General features: G+C 66.7%; 28 protein-coding genes. 11 read left to right on the plus strand and 17 right to left on the minus strand.

The window, feature by feature from the left end:
- Positions 1-8 precede the first annotated feature (8 nt).
- From OEL49_RS07640 to OEL49_RS07675, 8 genes are read left to right on the plus strand one after another with little or no spacing between them, the layout of a single operon-like run.
- A complete protein-coding gene (locus OEL49_RS07640) occupies positions 9-2,243 on the plus strand; it encodes a chemotaxis protein CheA (RefSeq protein WP_287874361.1) in 2,235 nt (744 codons plus the stop codon).
- 18 nt (positions 2,244-2,261) lie between these two features.
- Positions 2,262-3,884, plus strand: coding sequence for a methyl-accepting chemotaxis protein (locus OEL49_RS07645; RefSeq protein WP_014236532.1), 1,623 nt, complete (start codon positions 2,262-2,264; stop codon positions 3,882-3,884).
- A 12-nt stretch (positions 3,885-3,896) separates the two neighbouring features.
- Positions 3,897-4,454 carry a chemotaxis protein CheW gene (locus OEL49_RS07650; protein ID WP_014236531.1) on the plus strand — a complete coding sequence of 186 codons (558 nt, stop codon included), beginning with the start codon at positions 3,897-3,899 and terminating at the stop codon, positions 4,452-4,454.
- Positions 4,454-5,266: a CheR family methyltransferase gene (locus tag OEL49_RS07655; RefSeq protein ID WP_014236530.1), complete on the plus strand. Its 813-nt coding sequence runs from the start codon at positions 4,454-4,456 to the stop codon at positions 5,264-5,266. Before OEL49_RS07650 ends, OEL49_RS07655 begins: the two co-directional genes overlap by 1 nt.
- A complete protein-coding gene (locus tag OEL49_RS07660; protein ID WP_014236529.1) occupies positions 5,266-5,763 on the plus strand; it encodes a chemotaxis protein CheD in 498 nt (165 codons plus the stop codon). Before OEL49_RS07655 ends, OEL49_RS07660 begins: the two co-directional genes overlap by 1 nt.
- A gap of 8 nt (positions 5,764-5,771) precedes the next feature.
- Positions 5,772-6,899 (plus strand): protein-glutamate methylesterase/protein-glutamine glutaminase, encoded by a 1,128-nt coding sequence (locus OEL49_RS07665; protein ID WP_287874362.1) that lies wholly within the window; start codon positions 5,772-5,774, stop codon positions 6,897-6,899.
- Between the two features lie 43 nt (positions 6,900-6,942).
- Positions 6,943-7,560 carry a chemotaxis protein CheC gene (locus tag OEL49_RS07670; RefSeq protein ID WP_287874363.1) on the plus strand — a complete coding sequence of 206 codons (618 nt, stop codon included), beginning with the start codon at positions 6,943-6,945 and terminating at the stop codon, positions 7,558-7,560.
- The gene (locus tag OEL49_RS07675; protein WP_287874364.1) at positions 7,560-8,546 is read left to right on the plus strand and encodes a GGDEF domain-containing protein; all 987 of its coding nucleotides are present in this window, start codon (positions 7,560-7,562) and stop codon (positions 8,544-8,546) included. The genes OEL49_RS07670 and OEL49_RS07675 overlap by 1 nt, the downstream gene beginning before the upstream one ends.
- A gap of 6 nt (positions 8,547-8,552) precedes the next feature.
- Here the strand turns inward: OEL49_RS07675 and OEL49_RS07680 are convergent, their stop codons facing one another.
- From OEL49_RS07680 to OEL49_RS07690, 3 genes are all read right to left on the minus strand, one after another.
- Positions 8,553-12,029 (minus strand): bifunctional diguanylate cyclase/phosphodiesterase, encoded by a 3,477-nt coding sequence (locus OEL49_RS07680; protein ID WP_287874365.1) that lies wholly within the window; start codon positions 12,027-12,029, stop codon positions 8,553-8,555.
- Positions 12,030-12,183: 154 nt separating this feature from the next.
- Entirely contained in the window at positions 12,184-12,900 is a 717-nt protein-coding gene (locus OEL49_RS07685) for a fumarylacetoacetate hydrolase family protein (RefSeq protein WP_287874366.1), read from the minus strand.
- Positions 12,901-12,919: 19 nt separating this feature from the next.
- On the minus strand, positions 12,920-13,666 hold the full coding sequence (locus tag OEL49_RS07690) for a Nif3-like dinuclear metal center hexameric protein (protein ID WP_205231087.1): 747 nt from the start codon (positions 13,664-13,666) through the stop codon (positions 12,920-12,922).
- A gap of 20 nt (positions 13,667-13,686) precedes the next feature.
- On the opposite strand from OEL49_RS07690, the gene OEL49_RS07695 reads away from it, so the two are divergent.
- Complete coding sequence (locus OEL49_RS07695) at positions 13,687-14,841, plus strand: Do family serine endopeptidase (RefSeq protein WP_287874367.1); 1,155 nt, start codon at positions 13,687-13,689, stop codon at positions 14,839-14,841.
- Positions 14,842-14,864: 23 nt separating this feature from the next.
- Positions 14,865-15,689 carry a class II glutamine amidotransferase gene (locus tag OEL49_RS07700; protein WP_205231088.1) on the plus strand — a complete coding sequence of 275 codons (825 nt, stop codon included), beginning with the start codon at positions 14,865-14,867 and terminating at the stop codon, positions 15,687-15,689.
- Positions 15,690-15,758: 69 nt separating this feature from the next.
- Here OEL49_RS07700 and tatC read toward each other — a convergent pair whose 3' ends face one another.
- The 10 genes from tatC to hisB all read right to left on the minus strand — a co-directional run bounded on the left by tatC (position 15,759) and on the right by hisB (position 21,239).
- Positions 15,759-16,634 (minus strand): twin-arginine translocase subunit TatC, encoded by an 876-nt coding sequence (gene tatC / locus OEL49_RS07705; RefSeq protein WP_130460138.1) that lies wholly within the window; start codon positions 16,632-16,634, stop codon positions 15,759-15,761.
- A gap of 7 nt (positions 16,635-16,641) precedes the next feature.
- Positions 16,642-17,025 (minus strand): Sec-independent protein translocase protein TatB, encoded by a 384-nt coding sequence (gene tatB, locus OEL49_RS07710; RefSeq protein ID WP_205231106.1) that lies wholly within the window; start codon positions 17,023-17,025, stop codon positions 16,642-16,644.
- 78 nt (positions 17,026-17,103) lie between these two features.
- Positions 17,104-17,328, minus strand: coding sequence for a Sec-independent protein translocase subunit TatA (tatA, locus tag OEL49_RS07715; RefSeq protein ID WP_014236518.1), 225 nt, complete (start codon positions 17,326-17,328; stop codon positions 17,104-17,106).
- A gap of 1 nt (position 17,329) precedes the next feature.
- Positions 17,330-17,689: a histidine triad nucleotide-binding protein gene (locus OEL49_RS07720; protein WP_014236517.1), complete on the minus strand. Its 360-nt coding sequence runs from the start codon at positions 17,687-17,689 to the stop codon at positions 17,330-17,332.
- Between the two features lie 39 nt (positions 17,690-17,728).
- Complete coding sequence (locus OEL49_RS07725) at positions 17,729-18,052, minus strand: phosphoribosyl-ATP diphosphatase (RefSeq protein ID WP_014236516.1); 324 nt, start codon at positions 18,050-18,052, stop codon at positions 17,729-17,731.
- Positions 18,049-18,456 (minus strand): phosphoribosyl-AMP cyclohydrolase, encoded by a 408-nt coding sequence (gene hisI / locus OEL49_RS07730; protein ID WP_014236515.1) that lies wholly within the window; start codon positions 18,454-18,456, stop codon positions 18,049-18,051. Before hisI ends, OEL49_RS07725 begins: the two co-directional genes overlap by 4 nt.
- A 7-nt stretch (positions 18,457-18,463) precedes the next feature.
- Entirely contained in the window at positions 18,464-19,225 is a 762-nt protein-coding gene (hisF, locus tag OEL49_RS07735; RefSeq protein ID WP_130460139.1) for an imidazole glycerol phosphate synthase subunit HisF, read from the minus strand.
- Positions 19,225-19,965 carry a 1-(5-phosphoribosyl)-5-[(5-phosphoribosylamino)methylideneamino]imidazole-4-carboxamide isomerase gene (gene hisA / locus OEL49_RS07740; protein ID WP_014236513.1) on the minus strand — a complete coding sequence of 247 codons (741 nt, stop codon included), beginning with the start codon at positions 19,963-19,965 and terminating at the stop codon, positions 19,225-19,227. Before hisA ends, hisF begins: the two co-directional genes overlap by 1 nt.
- 48 nt (positions 19,966-20,013) lie before the next feature.
- Entirely contained in the window at positions 20,014-20,652 is a 639-nt protein-coding gene (gene hisH, locus OEL49_RS07745; RefSeq protein WP_014236512.1) for an imidazole glycerol phosphate synthase subunit HisH, read from the minus strand.
- Complete coding sequence (gene hisB / locus OEL49_RS07750) at positions 20,652-21,239, minus strand: imidazoleglycerol-phosphate dehydratase HisB (protein WP_205231107.1); 588 nt, start codon at positions 21,237-21,239, stop codon at positions 20,652-20,654. Before hisB ends, hisH begins: the two co-directional genes overlap by 1 nt.
- A 125-nt stretch (positions 21,240-21,364) precedes the next feature.
- Between hisB and hisC the strand changes: the two genes are divergently transcribed.
- Positions 21,365-22,453, plus strand: a complete 1,089-nt coding sequence (gene hisC / locus OEL49_RS07755; protein WP_205231125.1) for a histidinol-phosphate transaminase — start codon at positions 21,365-21,367, stop codon at positions 22,451-22,453.
- A gap of 152 nt (positions 22,454-22,605) precedes the next feature.
- Here hisC and OEL49_RS07760 read toward each other — a convergent pair whose 3' ends face one another.
- Genes OEL49_RS07760 through hisG form a run of 4 tightly spaced genes read right to left on the minus strand, consistent with a single transcriptional unit; the run spans position 22,606 to position 25,670 of the window.
- Positions 22,606-23,127, minus strand: coding sequence for a chromate transporter (locus OEL49_RS07760; protein ID WP_205231108.1), 522 nt, complete (start codon positions 23,125-23,127; stop codon positions 22,606-22,608).
- Positions 23,124-23,723 carry a chromate transporter gene (locus OEL49_RS07765; RefSeq protein ID WP_014236508.1) on the minus strand — a complete coding sequence of 200 codons (600 nt, stop codon included), beginning with the start codon at positions 23,721-23,723 and terminating at the stop codon, positions 23,124-23,126. The genes OEL49_RS07760 and OEL49_RS07765 overlap by 4 nt, the downstream gene beginning before the upstream one ends.
- Entirely contained in the window at positions 23,716-25,023 is a 1,308-nt protein-coding gene (hisD, locus tag OEL49_RS07770; protein WP_205231109.1) for a histidinol dehydrogenase, read from the minus strand. The genes OEL49_RS07765 and hisD overlap by 8 nt, the downstream gene beginning before the upstream one ends.
- A complete protein-coding gene (gene hisG, locus OEL49_RS07775; RefSeq protein ID WP_130460144.1) occupies positions 25,020-25,670 on the minus strand; it encodes an ATP phosphoribosyltransferase in 651 nt (216 codons plus the stop codon). The genes hisD and hisG overlap by 4 nt, the downstream gene beginning before the upstream one ends.
- Positions 25,671-25,701 lie beyond the last annotated feature (31 nt).

Below are 25,701 nucleotides of genomic sequence, written 5' to 3' on the forward strand. Positions count from 1 at the left end.
GAGGAATCATGGACGAACTGACCACCGTATTCGTCACCGAGAGCCGGGAACAGCTGGCCGCCATGGAGGAGGCCCTGCTGCAGCTGGAGGCCAATCCGGAAGACAGCGACCTGATCAACGCCGTGTTCCGCCCGGCCCACACCATCAAGGGCGGCGCCGGCGTCATCGAGTGCAACTTCATCGTCGCCTTCACCCACGTGGCGGAAAACGCCCTGGACAAGCTGCGCAACGGCGACATCAAGGTCAGCAGCGACCTGGTGGCCGTGCTCCTGGGCTGCTGCGACCACATCGGCAACCTGCTCTCCGTGCTGGAGGCCGGCGCCGCCGAACCCGACGAGGACCTGCGGGCCGAGGGCGATTCCCTGCTCTCCCGCCTGCAGCGCGACTGGCTCGACGCCAAGGAAGAGGCCCCGGCGGCCAGCGTGCAGCCCAACCGCCCCCCGGTGGAGAAGGTGGACGACGTCCAGGCTTCCGGCGGCGGCCTGGTGGAAACGGATTTCTGGCACATCTCCCTACGCTTCGGCGCCGGCGTCCTGCGCAACGGCATGGACCCCATTTCCTTCCTGCGCTACCTCTCCACCCTGGGCCAGATCGTGCACATCGAGACCATTCCCGATGCCATGCCCAGCGCCGAGGAGATGGACCCGGAAGCCTGCTACCTGGGCTTCGAGATCAAGTTCAAGAGCGACGCGGACAAGGCCGCCATCGAGGCCGTCTTCGACTTCGTGCGCGACGAATGCACCCTGCACATCCTGCCGCCCAATAGCAAGCTGGCGGACTACATCGCCCTGCTGCAGGCCCTGCCGGAAAACACCATGCGCCTGGGCGAGATCCTAGTGAAGATCGGCGCCCTGACCCAGGCCGAGCTGGACGACGGCCTCAAGCAGCAGCATGCGGTGCCGCCGGAGGAAGGCGGCGAGGAGGCCTCGCCGCCCCTACCCCTGGGTGAAATCCTCATCGAACAGAAGGTGGTGCAGCCCGAGCTGGTGGAAGCCGCCGTCATCAAGCAGAAACAGGTATCGGAGAAGAAGGCCGCCGAAGCGCGCCTGATCCGCATCCAGGCCGACAAGCTGGACCGCCTCATCGACCTGGTGGGGGAACTGGTGATCGCCGGGGCCAGCACCAACCTGCTGGCCAGCCGCGCCGGCCTGTCCGACCTCAACGAAGCTACCTCCCTGCTCAACCGGCTGGTGGAACAGATCCGCGATTCCGCCCTGCAGCTGCGCATGGTGCAGATCGGCGAAACCTTCAACCGCTTCCAGCGGGTGGTGCGGGACGTTTCCAAGGAGCTGGGCAAGGACATCGAGCTGACCATTGCCGGCGGCGAGACCGAACTGGACAAGTCCGTGGTCGAGAAAATCGGCGACCCCCTGATGCACCTGGTGCGCAACGCCATGGACCACGGCATCGAGTCCGCCGAGGTGCGCCAGGCCAAGGGCAAGTCGCCCCGGGGCCGGCTCTCCCTCAACGCCTACCACGACTCCGGCAGCATCGTCATCGACGTGGCCGACGACGGCGGCGGCCTCAACCGGGACAAGATACTCAAGAAGGCCGTGGAAAAGGGCCTGGTCCAGGCCGGCGTCCATCTTTCCGACCAGGAAATCGCCAACCTCATTTTCGAACCCGGCTTCTCCACGGTGGACAAGGTCTCCAACCTCTCCGGCCGCGGCGTCGGCATGGACGTGGTCAAGCGCAACATCCAGGGCCTGCGGGGCCGGGTCGAGGTGCATTCCGAGGAAGGCCATGGCACCCGCTTCTCCATCCGCCTGCCCCTGACCCTGGCCATCATCGACGGCTTCCTGGTGGGGGCCGACCGGGCCTCCTACGTCATTCCCCTGGACATGGTGGTGGAATGCCTGGAGCTTCAGGCCCACGCCACCAGCAGCGGCGAGCGCAACTATCTCAACCTGCGGGGCGAGGTGCTGCCCTTCATCCGTCTGCGGGACCTCTTCGAAATTCCCGGCGAGCCGCCCAAGCGGGAGAACGTGGTGGTGGTCAAGGCAGCCGGCCAGAAGGCGGGGATCGTGGTCGATACCCTGCTGGGCGAATTCCAGACCGTCATCAAGCCCCTCGGCCAACTGTTCCGCCACCTGCGCGGCATCGGCGGCTCCACCATCCTGGGCAGCGGCGACGTGGCCCTGATCCTGGACGTCCAGGCCCTGGCCCAGATCGCCATCGGCAGGGAAGAGCGCAGCCTGGCCGCCCCGTCGTCCGTCAATACACCCCGCATCAGCCAAGTTTAATAATTTCAGGAGAATCAGATGATCGCCAACTTGCGTATCGGCACCCGTCTCGGTATTGCCTTTGCCATCCTCGTCCTGCTCCTCACCGGGGTGGCCGTGCTCTCCGTCACCAAGGCCAACGCCATCAACGACGAGCTCAACGTCATCGTCAAGGACCGCTTCCCCAAGGTGGTCAAGGCCAACGTGATCATCGACATCCTCAATGCCAACGCCCGCGTGGTGCGCAACATGCTGCTGCTGACCAAGGCCGATGACATCAAGCGCGAGGCCGACCGCCTGCCCGACATGAGCAAGCGCATGAGCGAAGAGCTCGACGCCATCTCCAAGATGCCCATGAATGACGAGGAAAAGGCCGTCCTGGCAGAAATCAATGCCGCCCGCGGCCCCTACCGGGACCACCTGGTCAAGGTCATCAAGCTGGCCAATGACGGCGCCCGGGAAGAAGGCACCGCCCTCCTGCTGGGCGACATGCGCAAGTCCTTCAACGACTACATCAAGACCCTGGAAAAGCTGATCGAGCTGGAAACCAAGTCCATGGAGGCTACCGGCAAGTCCGCCGACGAACTGGTGGTGGCCACCCGCAACCAGATCATCACCGTGGGCATCATTGCCGGCCTGCTGGCCATCGTCCTCGGCGTCTTCATCACCCGCAGCATCACCACCCCGCTAAACCAGGCCGTGGGCGTCGCCAACAAGCTCTCCGAAGGCGACCTGACCGTGCGCATCGACGCCTCCAGCAAGGATGAAACCGGCCAGCTGCTCGCCGCCATGCAGGCCATGGTGGCCAAGCTGGCCCAGATCATCGGCGAAGTGCGGGGCGCTGCCGACAACCTCTCCTCCGCTTCCGAGCAGGTGTCCGCCACGGCCCAGTCCCTCTCCCAGTCTTCCAGCGAACAGGCTGCTTCCGTGGAAGAAATCACCTCCACCCTGGAAGAGTCCACCGCCTCCATCAACCAGAACACCGAGAACGCCAAGGTCACCGACAACATGGCCGCCAAGGCCGCCAATGAAGCCAACGAAGGCGGCACGGCGGTGAAGGACACGGTGGTGGCCATGAAGCAGATCGCCGGCAAGATCGGCATCATCGACGACATCGCCTACCAGACCAACCTGCTGGCCCTCAACGCTGCCATCGAGGCCGCCCGGGCCGGCGAGCACGGCAAGGGCTTCGCCGTGGTGGCCGCGGAAGTGCGCAAGCTGGCCGAACGCTCCCAGGTGGCGGCCCAGGAGATCGGCGAACTGGCCGACTCCTCCGTCAAGCTGGCGGAAAAGGCCGGCGGCCTGCTGGACAACATGGTGCCCACCATCCGCAAGACCTCCGACCTGGTGCAGGAAATCGCCTCCGCCTCCGCCGAGCAGTCCGGCGGCATCGCCCAGATCAACCAGGCCATGAACCAGCTGAACCAGGCCACCCAGCAGAACGCCTCCGCTTCCGAAGAGCTGGCGGCGACCGCCGAGGAAATGGGCGGCCAGGCCGAACAGCTGCAGGGCCTGATGCAGTTCTTCCGGGTCGAGGAAGGCCGCAGCGCAGTGGCCTACAGCGCCCGTCCGGCCCAGACCGCCCGCAGCGCGGTGAAGAGCCAGCCGGTCCGCCCCGTGGCCACGGCCGCCCCTGACGAACACGATTTCGAGCGCTTCTGAGGAGGCATAGCCATGGGCAACCTCGTTCCCCAGGCCGGATCGACCCCGGCCAAGACCGGCGATGAGTCCCGCCAGTACCTGACCTTCACCTTGGGCGGGGAAATCTTCGCCCTGGGCATCCTCAACATCAAGGAAATCATCGAGTACGGTAGCCTCACCGAGATTCCCATGATGCCGGGCTTCATCCGCGGGGTGATCAACCTGCGCGGCGCCGTGGTGCCGGTGATCGACCTGGTGGCCCGCTTCGGCGGCACCCCGGCGGCCATCGGCCGCCGCACCTGCATCGTCATCGTGGAGATGGTGCAGATGTCCGAAGGCAGCGAAACCCGCCAGGACATCGGCGTGGTGGTGGACTGCGTGAACGAGGTGCTGGAAATCCCGGCCACCGATATCGAACCGCCGCCCGCCTTCGGCGCCAAGATCCGGGCCGACTTCATCCTCGGCATGGGCAAGGTGGCCGGCAAGTTCGTCATCATCCTCAATGTGGACCGGGTCCTGTCCCTGGAGGAAATGACCTTCCTGGCGGACCTGGGCGGCAGCACTCCCGCAGCCGAACCCAGCGCAGCCTGATGGACGGCCCTTCGGGCATCTCCGATCAGGAGTTCGGCCGCTTCCGGGACCTGATCTACCAGATCGCCGGCATTCAGCTTTCCGACGCGAAAAAGGTGCTCCTGGTGGGGCGCCTTTCCCGCCGGCTCAAGCACTACGGCCTCAGCACCTTCGCCCAGTATTACCAGCTGGTCACTTCGCCCCAGGAAAGCAGGGAGTTGCAGACCATGGTGGACCTGCTGACCACCAACGAGACCTACTTCTTCCGCGAACCCAAGCACTTCGACTACCTGGCCCAGGAAATCCTGCCGCACAAGGCCAAGCCCGGCGTGCCCTTCAACATCTGGAGCGCCGCCTGCTCCAGCGGTGAAGAGCCCTACACCCTGGCCATGGTCCTGGCCGAGCACCTGGGCAACCGGCCCTGGCAGGTGGTCGGCTCGGACATCTCCACCGTGGTCCTGGCCAAGGCCCAGGCCGGCCATTACCCGCTGGAACGGACCGAGGGCATCCCACCCCAGTACCTGAAGAAATACTGCCTGAAGGGCGTCCGCTCCCAGGAGGGAACCCTGCTGGTGGCCAAGGAGCTGCGGGAGCGGGTGCGCTTCCTCCAGGTCAACCTGACCAAGCCAGCGCCGGACCTGGGGCCCTTCGACGTTATTTTCCTGCGTAACGTCATGATCTATTTCGACATGGAAACCAAGCGCAAGGTGGTGGAGAACCTCATCACCCGCCTCAAGCCGGGCGGCACCTTCATCGTCGGTCACTCGGAAAGCCTCAACGGCATCACCGACCGGCTGAAGTGTCTGCGGCCCACCATCTACGAAAAACCCTGATGCCTGCCGACTCCGTCCAGGAGGTGTTCCTCAATCCGGGGGATTTCCACTTCGCCGGCGGCCACACCCGCATCCGGACCCTGCTCGGTTCCTGCGTTTCCATTGCCCTGTGGCATCCGGAAAGGAAGCTCGGCGGCATGTGCCACTTCATCCTGCCGGAACGGGGCCAGCCCGCGGCCGGCCAGGAGCTGGATGGCCGCTACGCCACGGAGGCCATGGGCCTGTTCGACCGGGCCATCGGCCGGGCCGGCACCCGCCCCCAGGACTACCGGGCCAAGATATTCGGGGGAGGCAATATGTTCCCCGGCCGGGAAAACCATGCCGGCATACAAATAGGTCAGCGTAATATAGAGGTTGCGCACCGGCTTCTGGCGGAACGAAAAATCGCCGTCGTTGCCGAACACCTCGGAGGCGCCGGCCATCGCAAGCTGGTCTTCGACATCTGGAGTGGAGACGCCTGGCTGGTATTTCGCGAAGCCGGGACCAATAAGAACTAGGGAAGCCTATGAGCCTCATCAAAGTCATGATCGTGGACGATTCCGCCGTGGTGCGGCAGGTCGTCAAGCAAACGCTGGAAACCGACCCGAGCATCAAGGTGCTGGGCGCCGCCTCCGACCCCCTCTTCGCCATGGAGCACATGAAGCGGGAATGGCCGGACGTGATCGTCCTGGACATCGAGATGCCGCGCATGGACGGCCTCACCTTCCTCAAGAAGATCATGGCCGAGCGTCCGACGCCGGTGGTGATCTGCTCCTCCCTGGCGGAGAAGGGGGCCGAAGCCTCCATGAACGCCCTGGCGGCAGGGGCGGTGGGCATCATGACCAAGCCCAAGATGGGCCTCAAGCAGTTCCTCGAAGACGCTTCGTCCGACCTGCTCGGCGCCGTCAAGGCCGCCTCCCGCGCCAATGTGCGCAAGATCATCACCTCCACGGCCAGCGGCACCTCCTCCCACGCCGAGCGCATCGCCAATGTGGCCAAGGGCCTCAACATCGCCCCCAAGCTGTCCGCCGACGCGGTCATCTCCGCTGGCGGCCTGGGCAGCGGAGCCTCCATGGTCAAAACCACCGACAAGATCATCGCCATCGGCACTTCCACCGGCGGCACCCAGGCCCTGGAAGCCGTACTGACCAAGCTGCCGGCCGTCTGCCCGGGCATCGTCATCGTCCAGCACATGCCGGAGAAATTCACCGCCATGTTCGCCGAGCGCCTCAACGGCCTGTGCCAGATCGAGGTGCGGGAAGCCAAGCACGGCGACCGGGTGATCCCGGGCCGGGCCCTCATCGCCCCCGGCGGCAAGCACATGATGCTGACCCGCAGCGGCGCCCAGTACACCGTGGAAGTGGTGGACGGCCCCCTGGTGAACCGCCACCGCCCCTCGGTAGACGTGCTGTTCCGCTCCTGCGCCAAGTTCGCCGGGCGCAACGCCCTGGGCATCATCATGACCGGCATGGGCGACGACGGCGCCCGGGGCCTCAAGGAAATGGTGGATGCAGGGGCCGACACGGTGGCGGAGGACGAATCCACCTGTGTCGTCTTCGGCATGCCCAAGGAAGCCATCAAGCTGGGAGCGGCGCGCACCGTGCTGCCCCTCAACCGCATCCCGGAAGCCATTGTCGCGGCTGGCCGCGGCTGACCATTTATAATGGTTCCTTCCCTGCCCTAGCGAAACCCGAGACATGGAACTGAACGAGCTGCAGCGCGACGCCCTGGTGGAAGCCTTCAATATCGGCGTCGGCCAGGCCGCAGCCAGCCTGGCCAGCATGGTCAATGAGGAGGTCAAGCTGTCGGTGCTGACCCTGCAGCTGATCCCGCGGCACGAGGCCATGCAGCAGTTCAGCTTCCGCCACAGCGACAAGATCTGCGCCGTGGCCCAGCGCTTCTCCGGCGCCTTCGACGCCCAGGGCTTCCTCATCTTCCCCGAGGAAAAGGGCCTGGAAATCGTCCGCCGCATGGTGGGCGACAGCCTCTCCCTGAAGGAGCTGACCGAGCTGGAACAGGAGGCCATGAGCGAGATCGGCAACATCCTGCTCAACGCCTGCGTCGGCACCCTGGCCAACCTCTTCCGCCGCCCCCTCAACAGCACCCTGCCCACCTATCACCTGGGCAGCCCGGACGAGGTGCTGGGCGGCCAGATCCAGGGCAACGACGAAGCGGTGCTGCTGCTGCACATCGACCTGACCCTGGAACAGCACGAGATCCAGGGTTATGTGGCCTTCCTCCTCAGCGTCGATTCCATCACCAACCTGGTGGCCGAGGTGGACAGCTACATCGCCCAGGCCATGGGGGGACGCTGATGGGACATCCGCATCTGGCGGCACCGCTCCTGCTGGAGCTGGCCCACACGGTCAATGAAGGCCTGATCCTGATCGACGCCGAGGGCAAGGTGCAATTGTGGAACCGCTGGCTGGCGGAGCGTTCCGGCGTCAGCGCCCAGGAAATCCAGGGGCGCCGCCTGGAAGAGGTGTTCCCCCACCTGGCCAACAGCCGCCTCGCCCACGCCGTGCAGACCGCCCTGCAGCAGCAGTTGCCGGCCATCCTGTCCCAGACCCTGAACCGGCGGCCCTTTCCCCTGCAGGATCATCTGCACAACGACGCCCACCCCATCGAGCAGGCCATCACCATCGCCCCCCTGGCCCGGGAATCCGGCCATATCCACTGCCTGATCCAGATCCAGGACGTCACCGCGGCGGTAAGGCGGGAACAGCAGTTGCGGGAACAGGCCCAGCAACTGCAGGCCCTCTCCAACATCGACGGCCTCACCGGCGTTGCCAACCGGCGCAGCTTCGATGCCCGCTTCCAGGAGGAATTCCAGCGGGCCCAGCGCCACGGCAGCGACATTTCGGTGCTCATGCTGGATATCGATTACTTCAAGGAATACAACGACTGCTACGGCCACCAGGCCGGCGACACCTGCCTCACCGTGGTCGCCAACACCCTGCGCCGCTGCCTGCAGCGGGGTGGTGACTTCGTCGCCCGCTACGGCGGCGAGGAGTTTGCGGTGGTGCTGCCGGGCGCCAGCCACGGCGCCGCCTGCAAGCTGGCCAGCAGCCTGCAGCAGGAAATCAGCCGGCTGGGCATTCCCCACGCCAACTCCCACGCGGCCAGCCACCTCAGCATCAGCATCGGTGTCGCCACCCACACGCCCCAGCGCAACGACCGGGCCCAGGACCTGCTGCGCGGGGCCGACATCGCCCTCTACCAGGCCAAGCGCCAGGGTCGCAACCGGGTGGTCAGCGCCGATGCCCTCGACCTCACGGTCCTGCCCGAAAAACTGATGTAGGGCCGGCTAGCGCCGGCCATCCCAGAAGGCCCGGATGTCCGCTGCCGGCATGGGCCGGGCAAAGTAGAAACCCTGGGCCGAGGCGCAGTCGTGGGCCTGCAGGAACTCCAGCTGGGCTTCCGTCTCCACCCCTTCGGCGATCACCGACAGACCCAGGTTATGGGCCATCTGGATAATGGTGGCCGTAATCGCCGCATCCCCGGCGTCGCTGGCGATATCCCGCACGAAAGCCTGGTCGATCTTGAGCTTGTCCAGGGGCAGGCGCTTCAGATAGGCCAGAGATGAATAGCCGGTACCGAAATCATCGATGGAGAGGCGCACCCCCCGGGCCTTGAGCCGGTCCAGCAGGTCCGTGGCGCCCTGGCCCTGGTGCAGCATCATGCTCTCCGTCAACTCCAGCTCCAGCCAGGCCGGCTCCAGGCCGCTTTCCGCCAGGGCCCGCTCCACCGAGGCCTCGAACTGGGGCTGGCGGAACTGCAGGGCGGAAATGTTCACCGCCACCGGCACCGCCGGCATGCCCTGCTCCTGCCAGGCCCGGTTCTGCCGGCAGGCCTCCCCCAGCACCCATTCGCCGATGGGCACGATGAGGCCCGAATCCTCGGCCACGGGAATGAAGCGGGCCGGGGAAACCAGGCCCATCTGGGGATGCTGCCAGCGGATCAGGGCCTCGAAACCGATCACCCGGCCGCTCGGCATGTCCACCTGGGGCTGGTAGTAGAGCAGGAATTCCTGCCGCTCCAGGCCGCGACGCAGGCTGTTCTCCAGGGACAGGCGCTCGAAGACCCGGGCGTTCATGTCCGGCGTGAAGAAGTGGAAGCTGTCCCGGCCCGCCTCCTTGCTGTAGTACATGGCGGCGTCGGCATTCTTCACCAGGGTCTGGAAGTCCCGGCCGTCCTCGGGGAAGACGGCGATGCCGATGCTGGCGGTGATCACCAGTTCGTGCCCGCCCAACTGGTAGGGACGGTTGAGCGATTCCAGCAGCTTCTCCGCCACCCGGGCCGCATCCTGGGGCGTCTCGATGGACGGCAGGAGGATGATGAATTCGTCGCCGCCGGGCCGGCTGACCGTGTCGGCGCTGCGCACGCAGGCCTGGATGCGCCGCCCCACCTCCTGCAGCAGCTGGTCGCCGACCTGGTGGCCGAGGGAATCGTTGATGTTCTTGAAGCGGTCCAGGTCGATGAACATCAGGGCCAGGGACTCACTATTGCGCTCGGCCAGGGCAATGGCCTGCTGCAGGCGGTCGTGCAGCAGGGAGCGGTTGGGCAGGCCGGTGAGGTAGTCGTGCTCGGCGAGGAAGCGGATGTGTTCCTCGTTGCGCTTGCGTTCCGAAACATCGGCGAACACGGCCACGTAGTTGCTCACCTCCCCCGCCTCGTCGCGCACGGTTGTGATGGAAAGCCACTCCGGATACACCTCGCCGCCCTTGCGCCGGTTCCAGATTTCGCCCTGCCAGGTGCCCGCCGTCTTCAGGTGGTGCCACAGGTTGGCGAAGAAGGCGGCGTCGTGGCGACCCGAATTGAGCACCCGCGGGTCCCGCCCCTGGACCTCGGCCTCGGCGTAGCCGGTGATTTCGACGAAGGCCCGGTTCACCGACATGATGCGGTTGTTGCGGTCGCAGATGACGATGCCCTCGCTGACCCCCTCGAAGACCTTGGCGGAGAGGCGCAGCTGCTCCTCGGCCCGGCGGCGGGCGGTGATGTCGTGGATGATGGAATAGAGCAGGCGGCGCCCCCGCAGCAGCACCGGGCCGCTGTGCACCTCCACCTCCCGCACCTCGCCGCTGGCCAGGCGATGGCGGAAGTTGAAATAGCGGCGCTGCTGCTGGTCCGCCAGGGCCATTTCCGCCCGCACCTCCTCCACCGAGAGCTGGTTGAGCTGGGCGATGTTCATGCGCCGCAGGGTGTCCAGGGGATAGCCGTAGAAGTCGGCCGCCGCCGGGTTGGCATCGACGATGGCGCCGTCGCCGGCATCGATCAGCAATTTGATCGAGGTGTTGTTCTCGAACATCTGGCGGTAGCGCTCTTCGCTTTCCCGCAGCACCTCTTCCTGGTGCCGGGCCTGGTCCACATCCTCGATGACGATGATGATGCCCCGCTGGGGCTGCTGGGCGTCGATCTGGCGGGCGTAGAAGTTGGCCCAGAAGAGAGTGCCGTCGGCCCGCCGGAAGCGGCGCAAGAAGTGGGCGACGCGGCCGTCGGCCACGGCCGGATAGAGCTGCTGGCCGAAGTCGGCGAATTCCTCCGGCGTCGGGTAGTAGCCCACCACGGTCTGTCCCAGGGCCGTCTCCAGGGAGACGCCGAAAAGCCGCTCGAAAGCCCGGTTGGCCTGGATCAGGCAGCGGTCCCGCACCACCCCGATGACCACCGGACTGGCGTCGAAGATGGATTCCATCTCGGCGATGCGGCTGCCCAGGTCGTCCCGGGCCTGGCCCAATTCGTCCAGCAGCAGGTAGAACTCCCGCGCCAGGCCGCCGATTTCGTCCTGGCCCAGGACCGGGTCGGCCAGCTTGCGCGCATGGTCCTGGCGCACCTCCACCACGTGCTGGCGCAGGCGGGAAAGGGGTGCCAGCACCCGGCGCATGGCCAGCCAGGCCAGGACCGCCACCGCCAGGGCCGTCAGCAGCAGGTAATAGACCGTGCCCCAGCGGCCCGTCTCGATGGGAGCGTAGGCCTCCTCCACCGGCAGCAGGGCGCCCAGCACCCAGTCCGTGGACGGCACGGACTTGAAGCTCATCAGCACCCGCTGGCCGTAGCTGGTGGCGCCCTCGTCGCTGCCCTCGAAACCGGCGATGGCCCGGTCGAAAACCGGGTTCTGCCCCGGCGCCGCGTTGGGCTGCAGCACCCGCTCGGGGAAGCGGCTGACCAGGGTGGTGCGGTCCCGGGTGACCAGGACGAAGTGGCCGCTGCGCCCCACCTTGCGCCCGGCCAGGCCGCCGAGGAACTGGGGCTTGAGAATCTGCAGGGTGCCGGAGAGGGAGGCGATGACCCGCCCTTCCCCGTCCAGCACCGGCGCCGTCATGGCCAGGGTGGGCAGGCGGGTGACGCGGCCCAAGAAGGGCCGGGAAACCACCGCCCGCCCCTCCTCCAGGGCCTCCCGGACGTGGGGAAAGGCGGAGACGTCGGTGCCCCGGCGCTCGGGCATGACCGGAGAATCGGCGATGACGCGGCCGTCCCGGCCGACCACGATGAGGTCGTCGAAGAGCAGCAGCAGGGAATACTTGTCGTTGAGGAAGGCCTGCAGCTTTTCCGGCTGGCCCAGCATGGCCGGGGTGATGGCGGCAGCGGTGCGGGCCAGGGAGGCCTGGTTGAGCTGGATGCGCTGGTCGATTTCCTCGGCCACCCGGGACACCAGGGAAAACTGCTGGTCGGCGACGGTCTGCTTCAACTGGGCCTGGGCCAAATGCAATTGCACCGCACTGCCCAGCGCCACCAGGAGCACCACCAGTGCCGTGATGGCCAGGGCCATTTTGGTTTTCAGGCTCATCGTTTCTGTCGCCGGCTTCCGTAGAGGGTTACGGGTAGGGATACCCATTACGGAAGCCATATTACCATCGGCGTAGGGGGCGCCAAACCCCTTTAGGGACGCGGCTTCCAGCCCGGCGTCCAGGCTGGAGGGAAGCCCTTGCCGGAGGCCTGCCTCAGGCCAGGGTCACGGCCAGCCGGCCGACGCCCTCCACGCCCCCCTCCAGTGTATCGCCCCGCACCACGGTGGAGACGCCGGCCGGGGTGCCGGTGAAGATCAGGTCGCCGGGGGCCAGGCGCAGGAAGGTGGACAGATTGGCCACCACCTCCGCCACGTTCCAGCTCATCTGGGCCAGATCGCCCGATTGGCGCCGCTCGCCATTGACCTCCAGCCAGATGGCGCCACTGGCGGGGTGTCCGGCCTGGGCGGCCGGGACAATGGCGCCAATAGGGCCGGACTGGTCGAAGCCCTTGCCCATGTCCCACGGGTGGGCCTTTTCCTTGGCCTTCTGCTGCTGGTCGCGGCGGGTCAGGTCGAAGCCCACGGCATAGCCGAAGACGCCCTCCAGGGCTGCCTCCACCGGGACGTTGAGACCCCGCTGGCCCAGCTCGGCGATGCGGGGGCCGAGGGCCACCACCAGTTCCACCTCGTGCTGCAGGTTGTTGGTGGCGGGCGGATAGGCCACCGTGGCGGCGGTGCCGTCAGCCACCGGCACCAGGGCGTCGGCCGGCTTGCTGAAGAAGAACGGCGGCTCCCGGGTGTCGGCGCCCATTTCCCGGGCATGGTCGGCGTAGTTGCGGCCGACGCAATAGACCCGGCGCACCGGGAAGCGGGCCTGGCTGCCGGCAATGGCCAGGGCGACGACGGGCGGCGGAGTGAACAGGTAATCCATGGCGGCAGGCTTTCTCCGGTCAGACCGGGTTGTCGATATCGATGAACTGGCAGTGCAGGCCGAAACGCTCGGCCAGGTGGGCCGCCAGGGCCCGGGCGCCGCCCCGCTCGGTGGCGTGGTGGCCGCAGGCCAGGTAGGGGACGCCGCATTCCCGGGCCAGATGGGTGTTCTGCTCGGAAATCTCGCCGGAAATGTAGGCATCCAGCCCCAGGGCCACGGCCTGCTCGAAATAGCCCTGGGCGCCGCCGGAGCACCAGCCAAGACGACTCACCAGCTTGTCTTGCGGGCCCACCAGCTGCACCGGGCGCCCCAGCAGGGTGCCGGTTCGGGCCGCCAGTTCCCCGGCACTGAGCGGCTCGGGCAGGCGGCCGTACCAGGCGATGTCCTGCTCGCCGAAGCGGCCTTCCGGCTGCCAGCCGCAGAGCCGGGCCAACTGGGCGTTGTTGCCCAGTTCCGGATGGGCGTCCAGGGGCAGGTGGTAGGCGATGAGGTTGAGGTCGTGCTGCATGAGGGTGGCCATGCGCCGCTTGCGAAAGCCGGTGAGGCGCCCGTCCTCGTTCTTCCAGAACCAGCCGTGGTGCACCAGCACGGCATCGGCGCCCTGGGCCACGGCCGCATCGAGCAGGGCCTGGCTGGCGGTGACGCCGGCCACCAGACGGCCGATCTCGGCCTTGCCTTCCACTTGCAAACCGTTTGGGCAATAATCCCGAAACCGGCCCGCTTCCAGCAGTTCATCGAGATAGCGCGTCAATTCTTCACGTTTCATGGGTGCGACCTTTTTCCTTCATGCGTAAGACCTGGTTGATTTTTGCACAAACGGTAACGGTGAGTCTCGCCGTGCTGTTCGTCATCAGCACCCTCAAACCCGAATGGCTGGGCCATCGGGCCAGCGTGGTGGCCCTGCAGGAGGCCGCGCCGGCCGCCGCCGACGGCGGTGCCGGCCTCGGCGGTTTCCGCGAGGCGGTGCGCCGCTCCCTGCCCTCGGTGGTCTATATCTTCACCAGCAAGGAAGTGAAGAGCAGCCGCCATCCCCTCTTCGACGACCCGGTGTTCCGCCACTTCTTCGGCGACCGTTTCGACACCGAGCCCCAGCGCTCCTCCGGCCTGGGCTCCGGCGTCATCGTCAGCCCCGAAGGCTACATCCTCACCAACTACCACGTGGTGGAGGCTGCCGACGACATCGAGGTGGCGGTCAACGACGGGCGCAAGCTCAAGGCCAAGGTCATCGGCAGCGACCCCGAGACCGACCTGGCGGTGCTCAAGGTCAATGCGGACAAGCTGCCGGCCATCGTCTTCGGCCAGATGGACGGCATCCGGGTCGGCGACGTGGTGCTGGCCATCGGCAACCCCTTCGGCGTCGGCCAGACCGTGACCATGGGCATCGTCTCCGCCCTGGGCCGCTCCCACCTGGGCATCAACACCTTCGAGAATTTCATCCAGACCGACGCCGCCATCAACCCGGGCAACTCCGGCGGCGCCCTGGTGGACGCCCAGGGCAACCTGATCGGCATCAACACCGCCATCTACTCCCGCTCCGGCGGCTCCCTCGGCATCGGCTTTGCCATCCCCGTGTCCACCGCCAAGAGCATCATGGAGCAGATCATCCAGACCGGCACCGTGACCCGGGGCTGGATCGGCGTCGAGGCCCAGGAAATCACCGCCGAGCTGGCCGAGTCCTTCGGCCTGCCCGACGCCAGCGGCGCCCTCATCGCCGGCGTGCTGCGCGGCAGCCCGGCCGACGGCGCCGGCATCAAGCCCGGCGACATCCTGCTGGCGGTGGGTGGCAAGGAGGTGAAGGATCCCCAGGTGATGCTGGACCTCATCGCCGAACTCAAGCCCGGTGCCAGCGTGCCCTTCAAGCTGCGCCGCAACCAGAGCCTGCTGGAACCCCAGGTCAGGATCGGCAAGCGCCCGCCCATGCGGCGCGACCCCGACCAGTAAGCCCCGCCTCCCGGAGACGTCCCATGTGCCAGTTGCTCGGCATGAACTGCAATGTCCCCACGGACATCTGCTTTTCCTTCACCGGATTCCAGGCCCGGGGAGGCCTCACCGACGTCCATGCGGACGGCTGGGGCATCGCCTTCTTCGAGGGCAAGGGCACCCGGGTCTTCCTCGACCCGGAACCCTCGGCCCACTCCCCGGTGGCGGCCCTGGTGCGCCAGTATCCGATCCGCTCGCGCAACGTCATCGCCCACATCCGCAAGGCCACCCAGGGCGTGGTGGCCCTGGAAAACACCCATCCCTTCATGCGCGAACTGTGGGGCCGTTACTGGATCTTCGCCCACAACGGCAACCTGCTGGACTTCGCCCCGTCCCTGGACGGCAGCGTCATGCCCGTGGGCAACACGGACAGCGAGCGGGCCTTCTGCTGGCTGCTGACCGCCCTGCGCCGGCGCTTCGGCGACCAGGCGCCGCCCACCGCCGAACTGTTCGCCGCCCTCACCGAACTGAGCGTGGACCTCGGCAGCCGCGGCGAATGCAATTTCCTGCTCTCCAACGGTGACTGGCTGTTTGCCCACTGCTCCACCCAGCTCACCTACATCGTGCGCCGGGCCCCCTTCGCCAAGGCCCACCTGACGGACCAGGACGTGACCGTGGACTTCAGCGAGGTGACCACGCCCAACGACCGGGTGGCGGTGATCGCCACCCAGCCCCTGACCGACGACGAGGTATGGACGCCCCTGCCCCCGGGCAGCCTGTGGTGGTTCGAGGAGGGGGAAGTGCGGGCCTCGGCCCCGACCGTGGCCGGCCCGGCGGAGAAATGCCGCTACCACTGCGGCGGCGGCTGACCGGGCGGAGCGCAAAAGCAAAGGGCCCCGCAGGGCCCTTTTTCATTGCTGCCGGCACTAACTGCCGGTTCAGTCCTGCTTCCGTTCCGGCGCCTGGCTGTGGCCCAGGGCCTGGTCCATTTCGCCGGCGCTCATGGGCTGCCAGTCGGCGGCAGGAGCGGCCGCGGGGGCCGGATCGCTGGGCGCCGGCGCCGCCACCTCGGGCTGGGGCCGGCGGCCGATGAAGCTGGCCAGGATGATGCCCAGTTCGTAGAGCAGCCACAGGGGCACCGCCAGCATGATCTGGGAAAGCACGTCGGGCGGGGTGAACACGGCGCCGATGATGAAGGCGCCGACGATGACGTAGGGCCTCCATTCCTTCAGCTTGGCGATATCCACCAGACCGATGCGCACCAGGACGATGACGATCACCGGCACCTCGAAGGTGACGCCGAAGGCGACGAAGGTGGACAGGACGAAGGACAGGTACTTGTCGATGTCCGTCATCCAGGCCACCCCTTCCGGCGCCACCTTGGCCATGAAGCCGAATACCGTGGGGAACACCAGGAAATAGGCGAAGGCCATGCCGCTGAAGAAGAGCAGCACGGAGGCGAAGACCAGGGGCAGCACCAGCCGCTTCTCGTGGGAATAGAGGCCGGGAGCGACGAAGGCCCAGGCCTGGAACAACACATAGGGCAGGGCGATGAGGAAGGCCACCATCAGGGTGATCTTCATCGGCACCAGGAACACGCCCACCACGTCGGTGGCGATCATCTGGCCGCCAGCCGGCAGGGAGGCCAGCAGGGGGTTGGCCAGCAGGGTGTAGAGTTCCCGGGACCAGGGGAAGAGGCAGACGAAGACCACCAGCACGGCCAGCAGGGCCCGGATCAGGCGGTCCCGCAGCTCCACCAGGTGGGAGAGGAAGGATTCTTCGGCGGCGCCGCTCTCTTGGCTGTCGAGACTCATGGGGCAATCAGGCTTTCGGCGCCTCAGCCGGGGCGGCTGCGGCAGCTTCCGCGGCAGGCGCAGCGGCGGCGGGCGGTGGTATTTCCGCGGCCGCCACCGTTTCGGCCGGCGGCTGGATGGCGTTGTTGAGGGACTGCTCCGTGCTGGAGAGCCCCTGCTGAATGGAATTTTCGAAACTGCGGGCCGAATCCTGCACCTGGGTCTGCAGCTTCTTCAGTTCTTCCAGCTGCATTTCCCGGTTGATGTCGGACTTCACGTCATTCACGTAACGCTGCAGACGCCCAAGCAGATGGCCGGCCGTGCGCGCCACCTTGGGCAGGCGCTCGGGGCCGATGACGATCAGCGCCACCACGGCGATGACGATTAGCTCGGAAAAACCGATATCAAACATAGGTCAGGCAACCAGGAAAAAGGAAACCGGGGCCGGGGAGACAGACGATCTCCGCCAATCCCCGGCCGGAGGGACGGTTCAGGACTTGGTCTTTTCCTTGACCTCGCCCTCGATGGTCTGGCCGCCGGCGACCTGCTGGGGCGGCGTGGTGCCGCCTTCGGCGGTGCCTTCCTTGATGCCGTCCTTGAAGCCCTTCACCGCACCGCCCAGGTCCTGGCCGATGTTGCGCAGTTTCTTGGTGCCGAAAACCAGCATGACGATCACCAGAACGATGAGCCAGTGCCAAATGCTAAAGCTACCCATATCAGTCTCCTTGAATTCGTTTCAGCATCGGCCCCACGGGAGCGTCGCCCCCGACGATGTGGGCGTGCAGGTGCGGTACTTCCTGCTGGCCGATGCGGCCGGTGTTGATGATGACGCGGAAGCCCTCGGGGCTGCCTTGATCGACCGCAATTTTGTTGGCCACCGCCAGCAGGCGCCCCAGCACCGGCGCATCGGCTTCGCTGGCATGGGCCAGGGATTCGATGTGGCGCTTGGGAATCACCAGCACATGGACCGGCCGCAAGGGATTGATGTCGTGGAAGGCGAACACGTGCTCGTCCTCGTACACCTTGCGCGAGGGAATCTCGCCGCGCACGATCTTGCAGAAAATGCAGTTGTCCATATCAGGTCCGGATGGCTTGAAAAATCGCGGGGAGCCGCATCATTTCGTGCGGGAAGCCTTTTCGTCAATCCCGGAAATACCCTCACGACGGCGCATTTCCTGGGACACGTCCTCGATGGACAGGCCGTAGAAGGCCAGCAGCACCAGGATGTGGTAGATGACGTCGGTGGATTCCCAGACGATGTTGAGGCGCTTGCCTTCCTTGCCGGCCATGATCAGCTCGGCGCATTCCTCGCCGATCTTCTTCAGGATGGAGTCCGGGCCCTTGGAAAAGAGCTGGGCGGTGTAGGAAGTCTCCGGGTCCGCGTTGCGGCGGGAAGCCAGGGTGTCGGAGAGGCGATGCAGGATGTCGTGAGTGCTCATTTTGCGTAAATTTCCTTCGGGTCTTTGAGAACCGGGTCGGCCGGAATCCAGCGATCGCCTTCCCGCCGGTAGAAGAAACAGCTTTCGCGGCCGGTGTGGCAGGCGATGCCGCCTTCCTGCTCGACGCTGAGCAGGACCACATCGCCGTCGCAGTCGGCGCGCATTTCCTTGACGTGCTGGAAGTGGCCCGATTCCTCGCCCTTGCGCCAGACCTTGTTGCGGGAACGGCTCCAGTAGGTGGCGCGGCCGGTACGGGCGGTTTCTGCCAGGGTTTCCCGGTTGGCGTAGGCGAACATGATGACGCGGCCGCTGGCGGCGTCCTGGGCGATCACCGGAATGGTGCCGTCGGCGCCGAACTTGAGGGCGTCCAGCCAGGACAGGGAGGGATCGAGATCGTGGCTCATGGTTTGCCTAGAGGCGCACCTCGATGCCCCGGTCGCGCATGTATTCCTTGGCCTGGCGCACCGTGTATTCGCCGAAGTGGAAGATGGAGGCGGCCAGCACCGCATCGGCACCGCCCTGGGTGACGCCGTCGGCCAGGTGCTGCAGGTTGCCGACGCCGCCGGAGGCGATCACGGGAATGGCCACCGCATCGGAGACCGCCCGGGTCAGGGCCAGGTCGAAGCCGTTCTTGGTGCCGTCCCGGTCCATGGAGGTGAGCAGGATCTCGCCGGCGCCCCGGGCCGCCACATCCTTGGCCCAGGTCACCACGTCGATGCCGGTGTTGTTGCGGCCGCCGTGGGTGAACACGCACCACTGGCCCGGCGCCGTCTGCTTGGCGTCGATGGCGACGACGATGCACTGGGAACCCACCTTGGCCGAGGCGTCGGACACCAGGTCCGGATTCTGCACGGCGGCGGTGTTCATGGAGACCTTGTCGGCGCCGGCGTTGAGCAGGCGGCGCACGTCCTCCACCTTGCGCACGCCACCGCCCACCGTCAGGGGGATGAACACCTGGGAGGCGCAGGCCTCGATGATGTGCAGGATGATGTCGCGCTGGTCGGAGCTGGCGGTGATGTCGAGGAAGGTGACCTCGTCGGCGCCCTGCTCGTCGTAGCGGCGGGCGATTTCCACCGGGTCACCGGCATCCCGCAGTTCGACGAAATTGGTGCCCTTGACGACGCGACCGGCGGTCACGTCCAGGCAGGGGATGATGCGTTTGGCCAGCGCCATTACTTGCCGGCCTTGTCTGCTGCTTCCTGGGCCGCCTTGAAGTCCAGGGAGCCGTCGTAGATGGCCCGGCCGGCGATGGTGCCGACCACGCCTTCGCCTTCCACTTCGCACAGCTTGCGGATGTCGTCCAGGTTGGAGAGGCCGCCGGAGGCGATGACGGGAATCTTCAGGGCCTGGGCCAGCTTCACCGTGGCTTCGATATTGATGCCGGAGAGCATGCCGTCGCGGCCGATGTCGGTGTAGATGATGGATTCGACACCGTAGTCCTCGTACTTCTTGGCCAGGTCGATGACGTCGTGGCCGGTCAGCTTGGACCAGCCGTCCACCGCCACCTTGCCGTCCTTGGCATCCAGGCCGACGATGATGTGACCGGGGAAGGCGACGCAGGCGTCATGCAGGAAACCAGGATTCTTCACCGCGGCGGTGCCGATGATGACGTAGGTGAGGCCGGCATCGAGGCAGCGCTCGATGGTGTCCAGGTCGCGAATGCCGCCGCCCAGTTGCACCGGGATCTCGTCGCCCACTTCCTTGAGGATGGCTTTGATGGCCCCCTGGTTCTTCGGCTGGCCGGCAAAGGCGCCGTTGAGGTCCACCAGGTGCAGGCGGCGGGCGCCCTGGTCCAGCCAGTGGCGGGCCTGCTCGGCGGGGGACTCGGAAAAGACGGTCGCCTCTTCCATCAGGCCTTGCTTGAGACGGACGCACTGGCCGTCCTTCAGGTCAATCGCGGGAATGATCAGCATGATCGCGAATACGTAGAGAGAGTAAGTCGGAGGGGATGCCGGCGGCCGTCAGGGCTGCCAGCGGATGAAATTGCGCAGCAGGGCGAGGCCGTCGCGGGCGCTCTTTTCCGGGTGGGACTGGATGGCAAAAATATTATCCCGGGCCACCGCACAGGTAAAGGGGATGCCGTAGTCGGCCGTACCCGCCACCACGGCCGGGTCTTCCGGGGTCACGTAGTAGCTGTGCACGAAGTAGAAACGGGCACCGTCCTCGATGCCTTCCCACAGGGCATGGGGCCGGGTGTGGCGCACCTGGTTCCAGCCCATGTGGGGCACCTTGAGGCGGCTGCCGTCGGCGGCCACCATCTTGTCGGCGGGGAAACGGCGCACCTGGCCGGCGAAAACGCCCAGGCCGGGCACGTCGCCCTCTTCACTGTGTTCGAAGAGCATCTGCAGGCCGATGCAGATGCCGAGGAAGGGCTTGTCCTTGGCGGCCTGCAGCACGGCGGGGCGCAGGCCCCGGGCGTCCAGTTCGGCCATGCAGTCGGGCATGGCGCCCTGGCCGGGGAAGACCACCCGCTCGGCGGCGGCGACCACCGCCGGATCGGCGGTGACCACCACTTCCCTGCCTTCGGCCACGTGCTCCAGGGCCTGCCAGACGGAGCGCAGGTTGCCCATGCCGTAGTCGATGACGGCGATCTTGCCCATTACAGCGCTCCCTTGGTGGAGGGAATGACGCCGGCAGTGCGCGGGTCCGGGCTCACCGCCATGCGCAGGGCGCGGGCGAAGGCCTTGAACACGGTCTCGCACTGGTGGTGGGCGTTTTCGCCGCGCAGGTTGTCCACGTGCAGGGTGATGAAGGCGTGGTTCACCAGGCCCTGGAAGAACTCGTGCACCAGTTCCGTATCCAGGGTGCCGAGCATGGCCCGCTTGAAGTCCACATGGAACTCCAGGCCGGGGCGGCCGGAAAGGTCCACCACGACGCGGGACAGGGCTTCGTCCAGGGGCACATAGGCGTGGCCGTAGCGGGTCAGGCCCTTCTTGTCGCCCAGGGCCTGGGTGAGGGCCTGGCCGATGGCGATGCCGATGTCTTCCACCGTGTGGTGACCGTCGATGTGCAGGTCGCCCTTGGCCTCCACCTCCAGATCGATCAGACCATGGCGGGCGATCTGGTCCAGCATGTGGTCGAGGAAGGGAATGCCGGAATTGAGCTTGGCACAGCCGGTGCCGTCCAGATTGAGACGGATCGTGATCTGGGTTTCGAGGGTATTTCGGGAAACTTCGGCTTGCCGCATGGGAGCACCGTTGAATGGGTAAGTCGGAAACAGCGGCCATGATACCATTTCAGCCCTGCACCAGCCGTGGCGGCGTGCCCTTTCGCGCCGCCCGCCCCATCCACTTTTCCCTGATCCGTCCGGCCATGAGCAAATTCTGGAGCCCCCTGGTAAATCGCCTCACCCCCTACGTTCCCGGGGAGCAGCCCAAGCTGCCCAATCTGGTGAAGCTGAACACCAACGAAAATCCCTACCCGCCCTCCCCCAAGGCCGTGGCCGCCATGCAGGCGGAGATCGGCCATGACGGCGCCAGCCTGCGCCTCTACCCGGACCCCAGCGCCGACCGGCTGAAGGAGGCGGTGGCCGCCTTCTACGGCGAATTCGGCATCGGCGCCAGGCAGGTCTTCGTCGGCAACGGCTCCGACGAGGTGCTGGCCCACGTCTTCATGGCCCTGCTGCAACATGATGCCCCCCTGCTCTACCCGGACATCAGCTACAGCTTCTACCCGGTCTATGCCGGCCTCTACGGCATTAGCGCCGAAACCGTGGCCCTGGACGGGGATTACGGCATCGACCTTTCCGCCTACCGCCGCGCCAACGGCGGCATCATCTTCCCCAACCCCAACGCCCCCACCGGCCGTCTGCTGCCCCTGGGAGAGATCGAGGCCCTGCTGACGGCCAATACGGAATCGGTGGTGGTGGTGGATGAGGCCTACGTGGACTTCGGCGGCCAGGACACAATCCCGACGGCCATCGCCCTGGTGAACCGTTTCCCCAACCTGCTGGTGGTGCACACCCTGTCCAAGTCCCGCTCCCTGGCGGGCCTGCGGGTGGGCTATGCAGTGGGCCACCCGGACCTGATCGAGGCTCTGGAACGGGTCAAGAACAGCTTCAACTCCTACCCCCTGGACCGCATCGCCATCGCCGGCGCCGTGGCCGCCCTGGAGGACCGGGCCTGGTTCGACCGCACCCGCAATGCGGTGATCGCCAGCCGGGAACAGCTGGTGAGCGACCTCACCCTGCTCGGCTTCCAGGTCCTGCCCTCCGCCGCCAACTTCGTCTTCGCCCGCCACCCGGGCCGGGACGGCGCCGAACTGGCCCAGGCCCTGCGCCAGCGCAGCATCATCGTGCGCCACTTCAAGGCGCCGCGCATCGACCAGTTCCTGCGCATCACCATCGGCACCGACGAGCAGTGCGGCGCCCTGGTGGCAGCCCTCAAGGAAATCCTCGGCTAAATTGCCGGCGCTCCCAAGACAAAGGCCCATCCAGCTGGACGGGCCTTTTGTTTTCCCCCTGCCCTACGAGGCAGCAGGGACGGCACTCTCCACCACGGCATGGCCGGAAGGCGCGCAGATATTGCCTCTCCAGCCACCGCTCCCGGACCGCCTCACACCCAGCCCAGCAAGCCCGCCACACCGCCCAGGCCGATCAGCCACAGGGGGTGCCACTTGGTCTTGAGCAGGGCGGCGGCCGTCAAACCGGCCAGCAGCACCCCGCCCCAGCCGAAGCCGGCCGCCTGGCCGATGAGGAAGGCGGCGGCGAAGACCAGGCCCACCGCCAGGGGAGCCACCCCCAGCTGCACCGACTGCTGCCAGCAGGCACCGGCGAAGCGGTGCCAGTGCTGCATCAGCAGGTAGATCATGATGCCCGTGGGCAGCACCATGCCCAGGGAGGCGGCCAGGGCGCCGGGCACGCCCGCCACCTCCCAGCCGATCAGGCTCACCACCAGGCCGTTGGGGCCGGGGGCGGCCTGGGCGATGGCGTAGAGATGGGTGAAGGTGGCATCGTCCAGCCAGTGCTTTTCCAGCACCACCACCCGGTGCATTTCCGGCAGCAGGGCCGAGGCGCCGCCGAAGGCGACGCAGAAGAGCAGGGCGAACTGGAAGAAGAGGTCGGCCAGCAGGCTCACGGCGCCCCCTTGCGTTTCAGGTGGGCGTAGGCGACGCCGGCGGCAAGCGCCAGCAAGGCCACCATGACGATGGGCATGGGCCAGCGCAGCAGGGCCACGGCGACGAACACCGCCAGGGTGAAGGGCAGGAACAGGCGCTTCACCTGCAAGGCCAGGCCCATGCGCAGGGCGGTGCCGAAGAGCAGGCCGCAGCCCACCGCCGCCACGCCCCGCAACAGGCCCTGGACCTGGGGCAGCTGGCCGTAGCGGTCATAGAGCAGGCCCAGCAGCAGCACGATCAGCAGGGGGCCGCCGAAGAGGCCGCTCACCGCGGCAATGGCACCGCGGATGCCCTGGTAGCGGGAACCCACGGCGATGGAGAGGTTGGCCACATTGGGCCCGGGCAGGAACTGGCACAGGCCCAGCAGGGAATTGAATTCCTCCGCCGTCAGCCAGCGCCGCTCCTCCACCAGCATGCGCCGGGCAAAGGGCAGGACGCCGCCGAAGCCGGAAATGCCGACGGAGGAAAAGCCGAGAAACAGCTGCCTGCACGTGACAGGGGCGGGAGAGTTGCCTCCCCCGCCCCCGGGCTGTTCCTGTGCGCCGGCCTCAGGCATCGAGACGGTAGCGGGCCGACTGGGCGTGGGCCGGCAGGCCCTCCCCGTCCGCCAGGGTGGCGGCGATGCGGCCCAGGGTCTGGGCCCCGGCCTTCGACACCCGGATCAGGCTGGTGCGCTTCTGGAAGTCGTAGACCCCCAGGGGCGAGGAGAAGCGGGCGCTGCCGGAGGTGGGCAGCACGTGGTTGGGGCCGGCGCAGTAGTCGCCCAGGGACTCGGAGGTGTAGGGGCCGATGAAGATGGCGCCGGCGTGGTGAATCTTCTCCACCCAGGCATCGGGCTCGGCCAGGGACAGCTCCAGGTGTTCCGGGGCCACCCGGTTGGCCATGGCCACGGCTTCTTCCAGATCCTGCACCAGGATCAGGGCGCCCCGGTTTTCCAGGGAGGTGCGGATCACGTCGCGGCGCGGCATGGTGGGCAGCAGCTTGTCGATGCTGGCCTGCACCTTCTCGATGTAGGCGGCGTCGGGGCAGATCAGGATGGACTGGGCCAGCTCGTCGTGTTCGGCCTGGGAGAAGAGGTCCATGGCCACCCAGTCCGGGTCCGTGGAGCCGTCGGCCAGCACCAGGATCTCGGAGGGGCCGGCCACCATGTCGATGCCAACGATGCCGAACACCCGGCGCTTGGCGCAGGCCACGTAGGCATTGCCCGGGCCGACGATCTTGTCCACCTGGGGCACGCTTTCGGTGCCGTAGGCCAGGGCGGCCACGGCCTGGGCGCCGCCGATGGTGAAGACGCGATCCACACCGGCCAGACAGGCGGCCGCCAGCACCAGGGCGTTGTGTTCGCCGCCGGGAGTGGGGACCACCATGATCAGTTCCTTGACCCCCGCCACCTTGGCCGGCAGGGCGTTCATCAGCACCGAAGAGGGATAGGCGGCCTTGCCGCCGGGCACGTAGAGACCGACCCGGTCCAGGGGCGTCACCATCTGGCCGAGCATGGTGCCGTCGGCTTCGGTATAGGTGAAGCCGGCACCCAGCTGGCGCTCGTGGTAAGTGCGGATGCGCTGGGCAGCCGCTTCCAGGGCGGCCCGGCGCTCGGCGGGAAGGCCGTCCAGGGCGGCCTGCAGCTCGGCCTTGGGCAGCTCCAGGGCAGCCATGCCGGCAACGGAGAGACGGTCGAAGCGGTTGGTGTATTCCACCACCGCGGCGTCGCCCCGGGCCTTGACGTCGGCCAGGATGCCGACCACGGTCTTTTCGATGTTCTCGTCCTGGGCGCCCTCGAAGGCCAGCAGTTCATCGAGGCGCTGCTGGAAATCGGCGTCGGCGCTGTTCAGGCGCTTGATGTTCACGCTGCTCATGCATTCTTCTCCACGGCCTGGGTAAAGGCGTCCAGGATGGGACCGAGGGTTTCCCGCTTAAGTTTCAGGGAAGCCTGGTTGACGATGAGACGGGAGGAGATGTCCATGATGTGCTCCACCTCCACCAGGTTGTTGGCCTTCAGGGTGCCGCCGGTGGACACCAGGTCCACGATGGCGTCCGACAGGCCGGCCAGGGGCGCCAGTTCCATGGAGCCGTAGAGCTTGATGAGGTCCACGTGCACGCCCTTGGCGGCAAAATGCTCCCGGGCAATCTTGGTGTACTTGGTGGCGATCTTCAACCGGGCGCCCTGGCGCACGGCATGCTCGTAGTCGAAGCCGGCGGGCACGGCCACGCTCATGCGGCACTTGGCGATCTTCAGGTCCAGGGGCTGGTACAGGCCGGCACCGCCGTGCTCGATCAGCACGTCCTTGCCGACCACGCCGAGGTCGGCGGCGCCATGCTGGACATAGGTCGGCGCATCGGTGGCGCGGACGATCACCACCCGCACGTCGGGGCGGTTGGTGCCGATGATCAGCTTGCGGGAGGTTTCGGGATTTTCGGCGGGCACGATGCCGGCCGCCGCCAGCAGGGGCAGGGTTTCTTCGAAGATGCGGCCCTTGGAGAGGGCGATGGTAATGCCGTTCACGGCGTTTTCCCGGGGCAAAAGAAGACATTTT

The sequence above is a fragment of the Azospira sp. genome, assembly GCF_030247495.1.
In the GTDB taxonomy this organism is placed as follows: Bacteria; Pseudomonadota; Gammaproteobacteria; order Burkholderiales; family Rhodocyclaceae; genus Azospira; species Azospira oryzae.

What these genes read in the sequence shown, in the direction of transcription:
- OEL49_RS07640 (WP_287874361.1), top strand. Translation starts at nt 9, where the DNA reads ATGGACGAACTGACCACCGTATTCGTCACCGAGAGCCGGGAACAGCTG.
- OEL49_RS07645 (WP_014236532.1), top strand. Translation starts at nt 2,262, where the DNA reads ATGATCGCCAACTTGCGTATCGGCACCCGTCTCGGTATTGCCTTTGCC.
- OEL49_RS07650 (WP_014236531.1), top strand. Translation starts at nt 3,897, where the DNA reads ATGGGCAACCTCGTTCCCCAGGCCGGATCGACCCCGGCCAAGACCGGC.
- OEL49_RS07655 (WP_014236530.1), top strand. Translation starts at nt 4,454, where the DNA reads ATGGACGGCCCTTCGGGCATCTCCGATCAGGAGTTCGGCCGCTTCCGG.
- OEL49_RS07660 (WP_014236529.1), top strand. Translation starts at nt 5,266, where the DNA reads ATGCCTGCCGACTCCGTCCAGGAGGTGTTCCTCAATCCGGGGGATTTC.
- OEL49_RS07665 (WP_287874362.1), top strand. Translation starts at nt 5,772, where the DNA reads ATGAGCCTCATCAAAGTCATGATCGTGGACGATTCCGCCGTGGTGCGG.
- OEL49_RS07670 (WP_287874363.1), top strand. Translation starts at nt 6,943, where the DNA reads ATGGAACTGAACGAGCTGCAGCGCGACGCCCTGGTGGAAGCCTTCAAT.
- OEL49_RS07675 (WP_287874364.1), top strand. Translation starts at nt 7,560, where the DNA reads ATGGGACATCCGCATCTGGCGGCACCGCTCCTGCTGGAGCTGGCCCAC.
- OEL49_RS07680 (WP_287874365.1), bottom strand. Translation starts at nt 12,029, where the DNA reads ATGAGCCTGAAAACCAAAATGGCCCTGGCCATCACGGCACTGGTGGTG.
- OEL49_RS07685 (WP_287874366.1), bottom strand. Translation starts at nt 12,900, where the DNA reads ATGGATTACCTGTTCACTCCGCCGCCCGTCGTCGCCCTGGCCATTGCC.
- OEL49_RS07690 (WP_205231087.1), bottom strand. Translation starts at nt 13,666, where the DNA reads ATGAAACGTGAAGAATTGACGCGCTATCTCGATGAACTGCTGGAAGCG.
- OEL49_RS07695 (WP_287874367.1), top strand. Translation starts at nt 13,687, where the DNA reads ATGCGTAAGACCTGGTTGATTTTTGCACAAACGGTAACGGTGAGTCTC.
- OEL49_RS07700 (WP_205231088.1), top strand. Translation starts at nt 14,865, where the DNA reads ATGTGCCAGTTGCTCGGCATGAACTGCAATGTCCCCACGGACATCTGC.
- tatC (WP_130460138.1), bottom strand. Translation starts at nt 16,634, where the DNA reads ATGAGTCTCGACAGCCAAGAGAGCGGCGCCGCCGAAGAATCCTTCCTC.
- tatB (WP_205231106.1), bottom strand. Translation starts at nt 17,025, where the DNA reads ATGTTTGATATCGGTTTTTCCGAGCTAATCGTCATCGCCGTGGTGGCG.
- tatA (WP_014236518.1), bottom strand. Translation starts at nt 17,328, where the DNA reads ATGGGTAGCTTTAGCATTTGGCACTGGCTCATCGTTCTGGTGATCGTC.
- OEL49_RS07720 (WP_014236517.1), bottom strand. Translation starts at nt 17,689, where the DNA reads ATGGACAACTGCATTTTCTGCAAGATCGTGCGCGGCGAGATTCCCTCG.
- OEL49_RS07725 (WP_014236516.1), bottom strand. Translation starts at nt 18,052, where the DNA reads ATGAGCACTCACGACATCCTGCATCGCCTCTCCGACACCCTGGCTTCC.
- hisI (WP_014236515.1), bottom strand. Translation starts at nt 18,456, where the DNA reads ATGAGCCACGATCTCGATCCCTCCCTGTCCTGGCTGGACGCCCTCAAG.
- hisF (WP_130460139.1), bottom strand. Translation starts at nt 19,225, where the DNA reads ATGGCGCTGGCCAAACGCATCATCCCCTGCCTGGACGTGACCGCCGGT.
- hisA (WP_014236513.1), bottom strand. Translation starts at nt 19,965, where the DNA reads ATGCTGATCATTCCCGCGATTGACCTGAAGGACGGCCAGTGCGTCCGT.
- hisH (WP_014236512.1), bottom strand. Translation starts at nt 20,652, where the DNA reads ATGGGCAAGATCGCCGTCATCGACTACGGCATGGGCAACCTGCGCTCC.
- hisB (WP_205231107.1), bottom strand. Translation starts at nt 21,239, where the DNA reads ATGCGGCAAGCCGAAGTTTCCCGAAATACCCTCGAAACCCAGATCACG.
- hisC (WP_205231125.1), top strand. Translation starts at nt 21,365, where the DNA reads ATGAGCAAATTCTGGAGCCCCCTGGTAAATCGCCTCACCCCCTACGTT.
- OEL49_RS07765 (WP_014236508.1), bottom strand. Translation starts at nt 23,723, where the DNA reads ATGCCTGAGGCCGGCGCACAGGAACAGCCCGGGGGCGGGGGAGGCAAC.
- hisD (WP_205231109.1), bottom strand. Translation starts at nt 25,023, where the DNA reads ATGAGCAGCGTGAACATCAAGCGCCTGAACAGCGCCGACGCCGATTTC.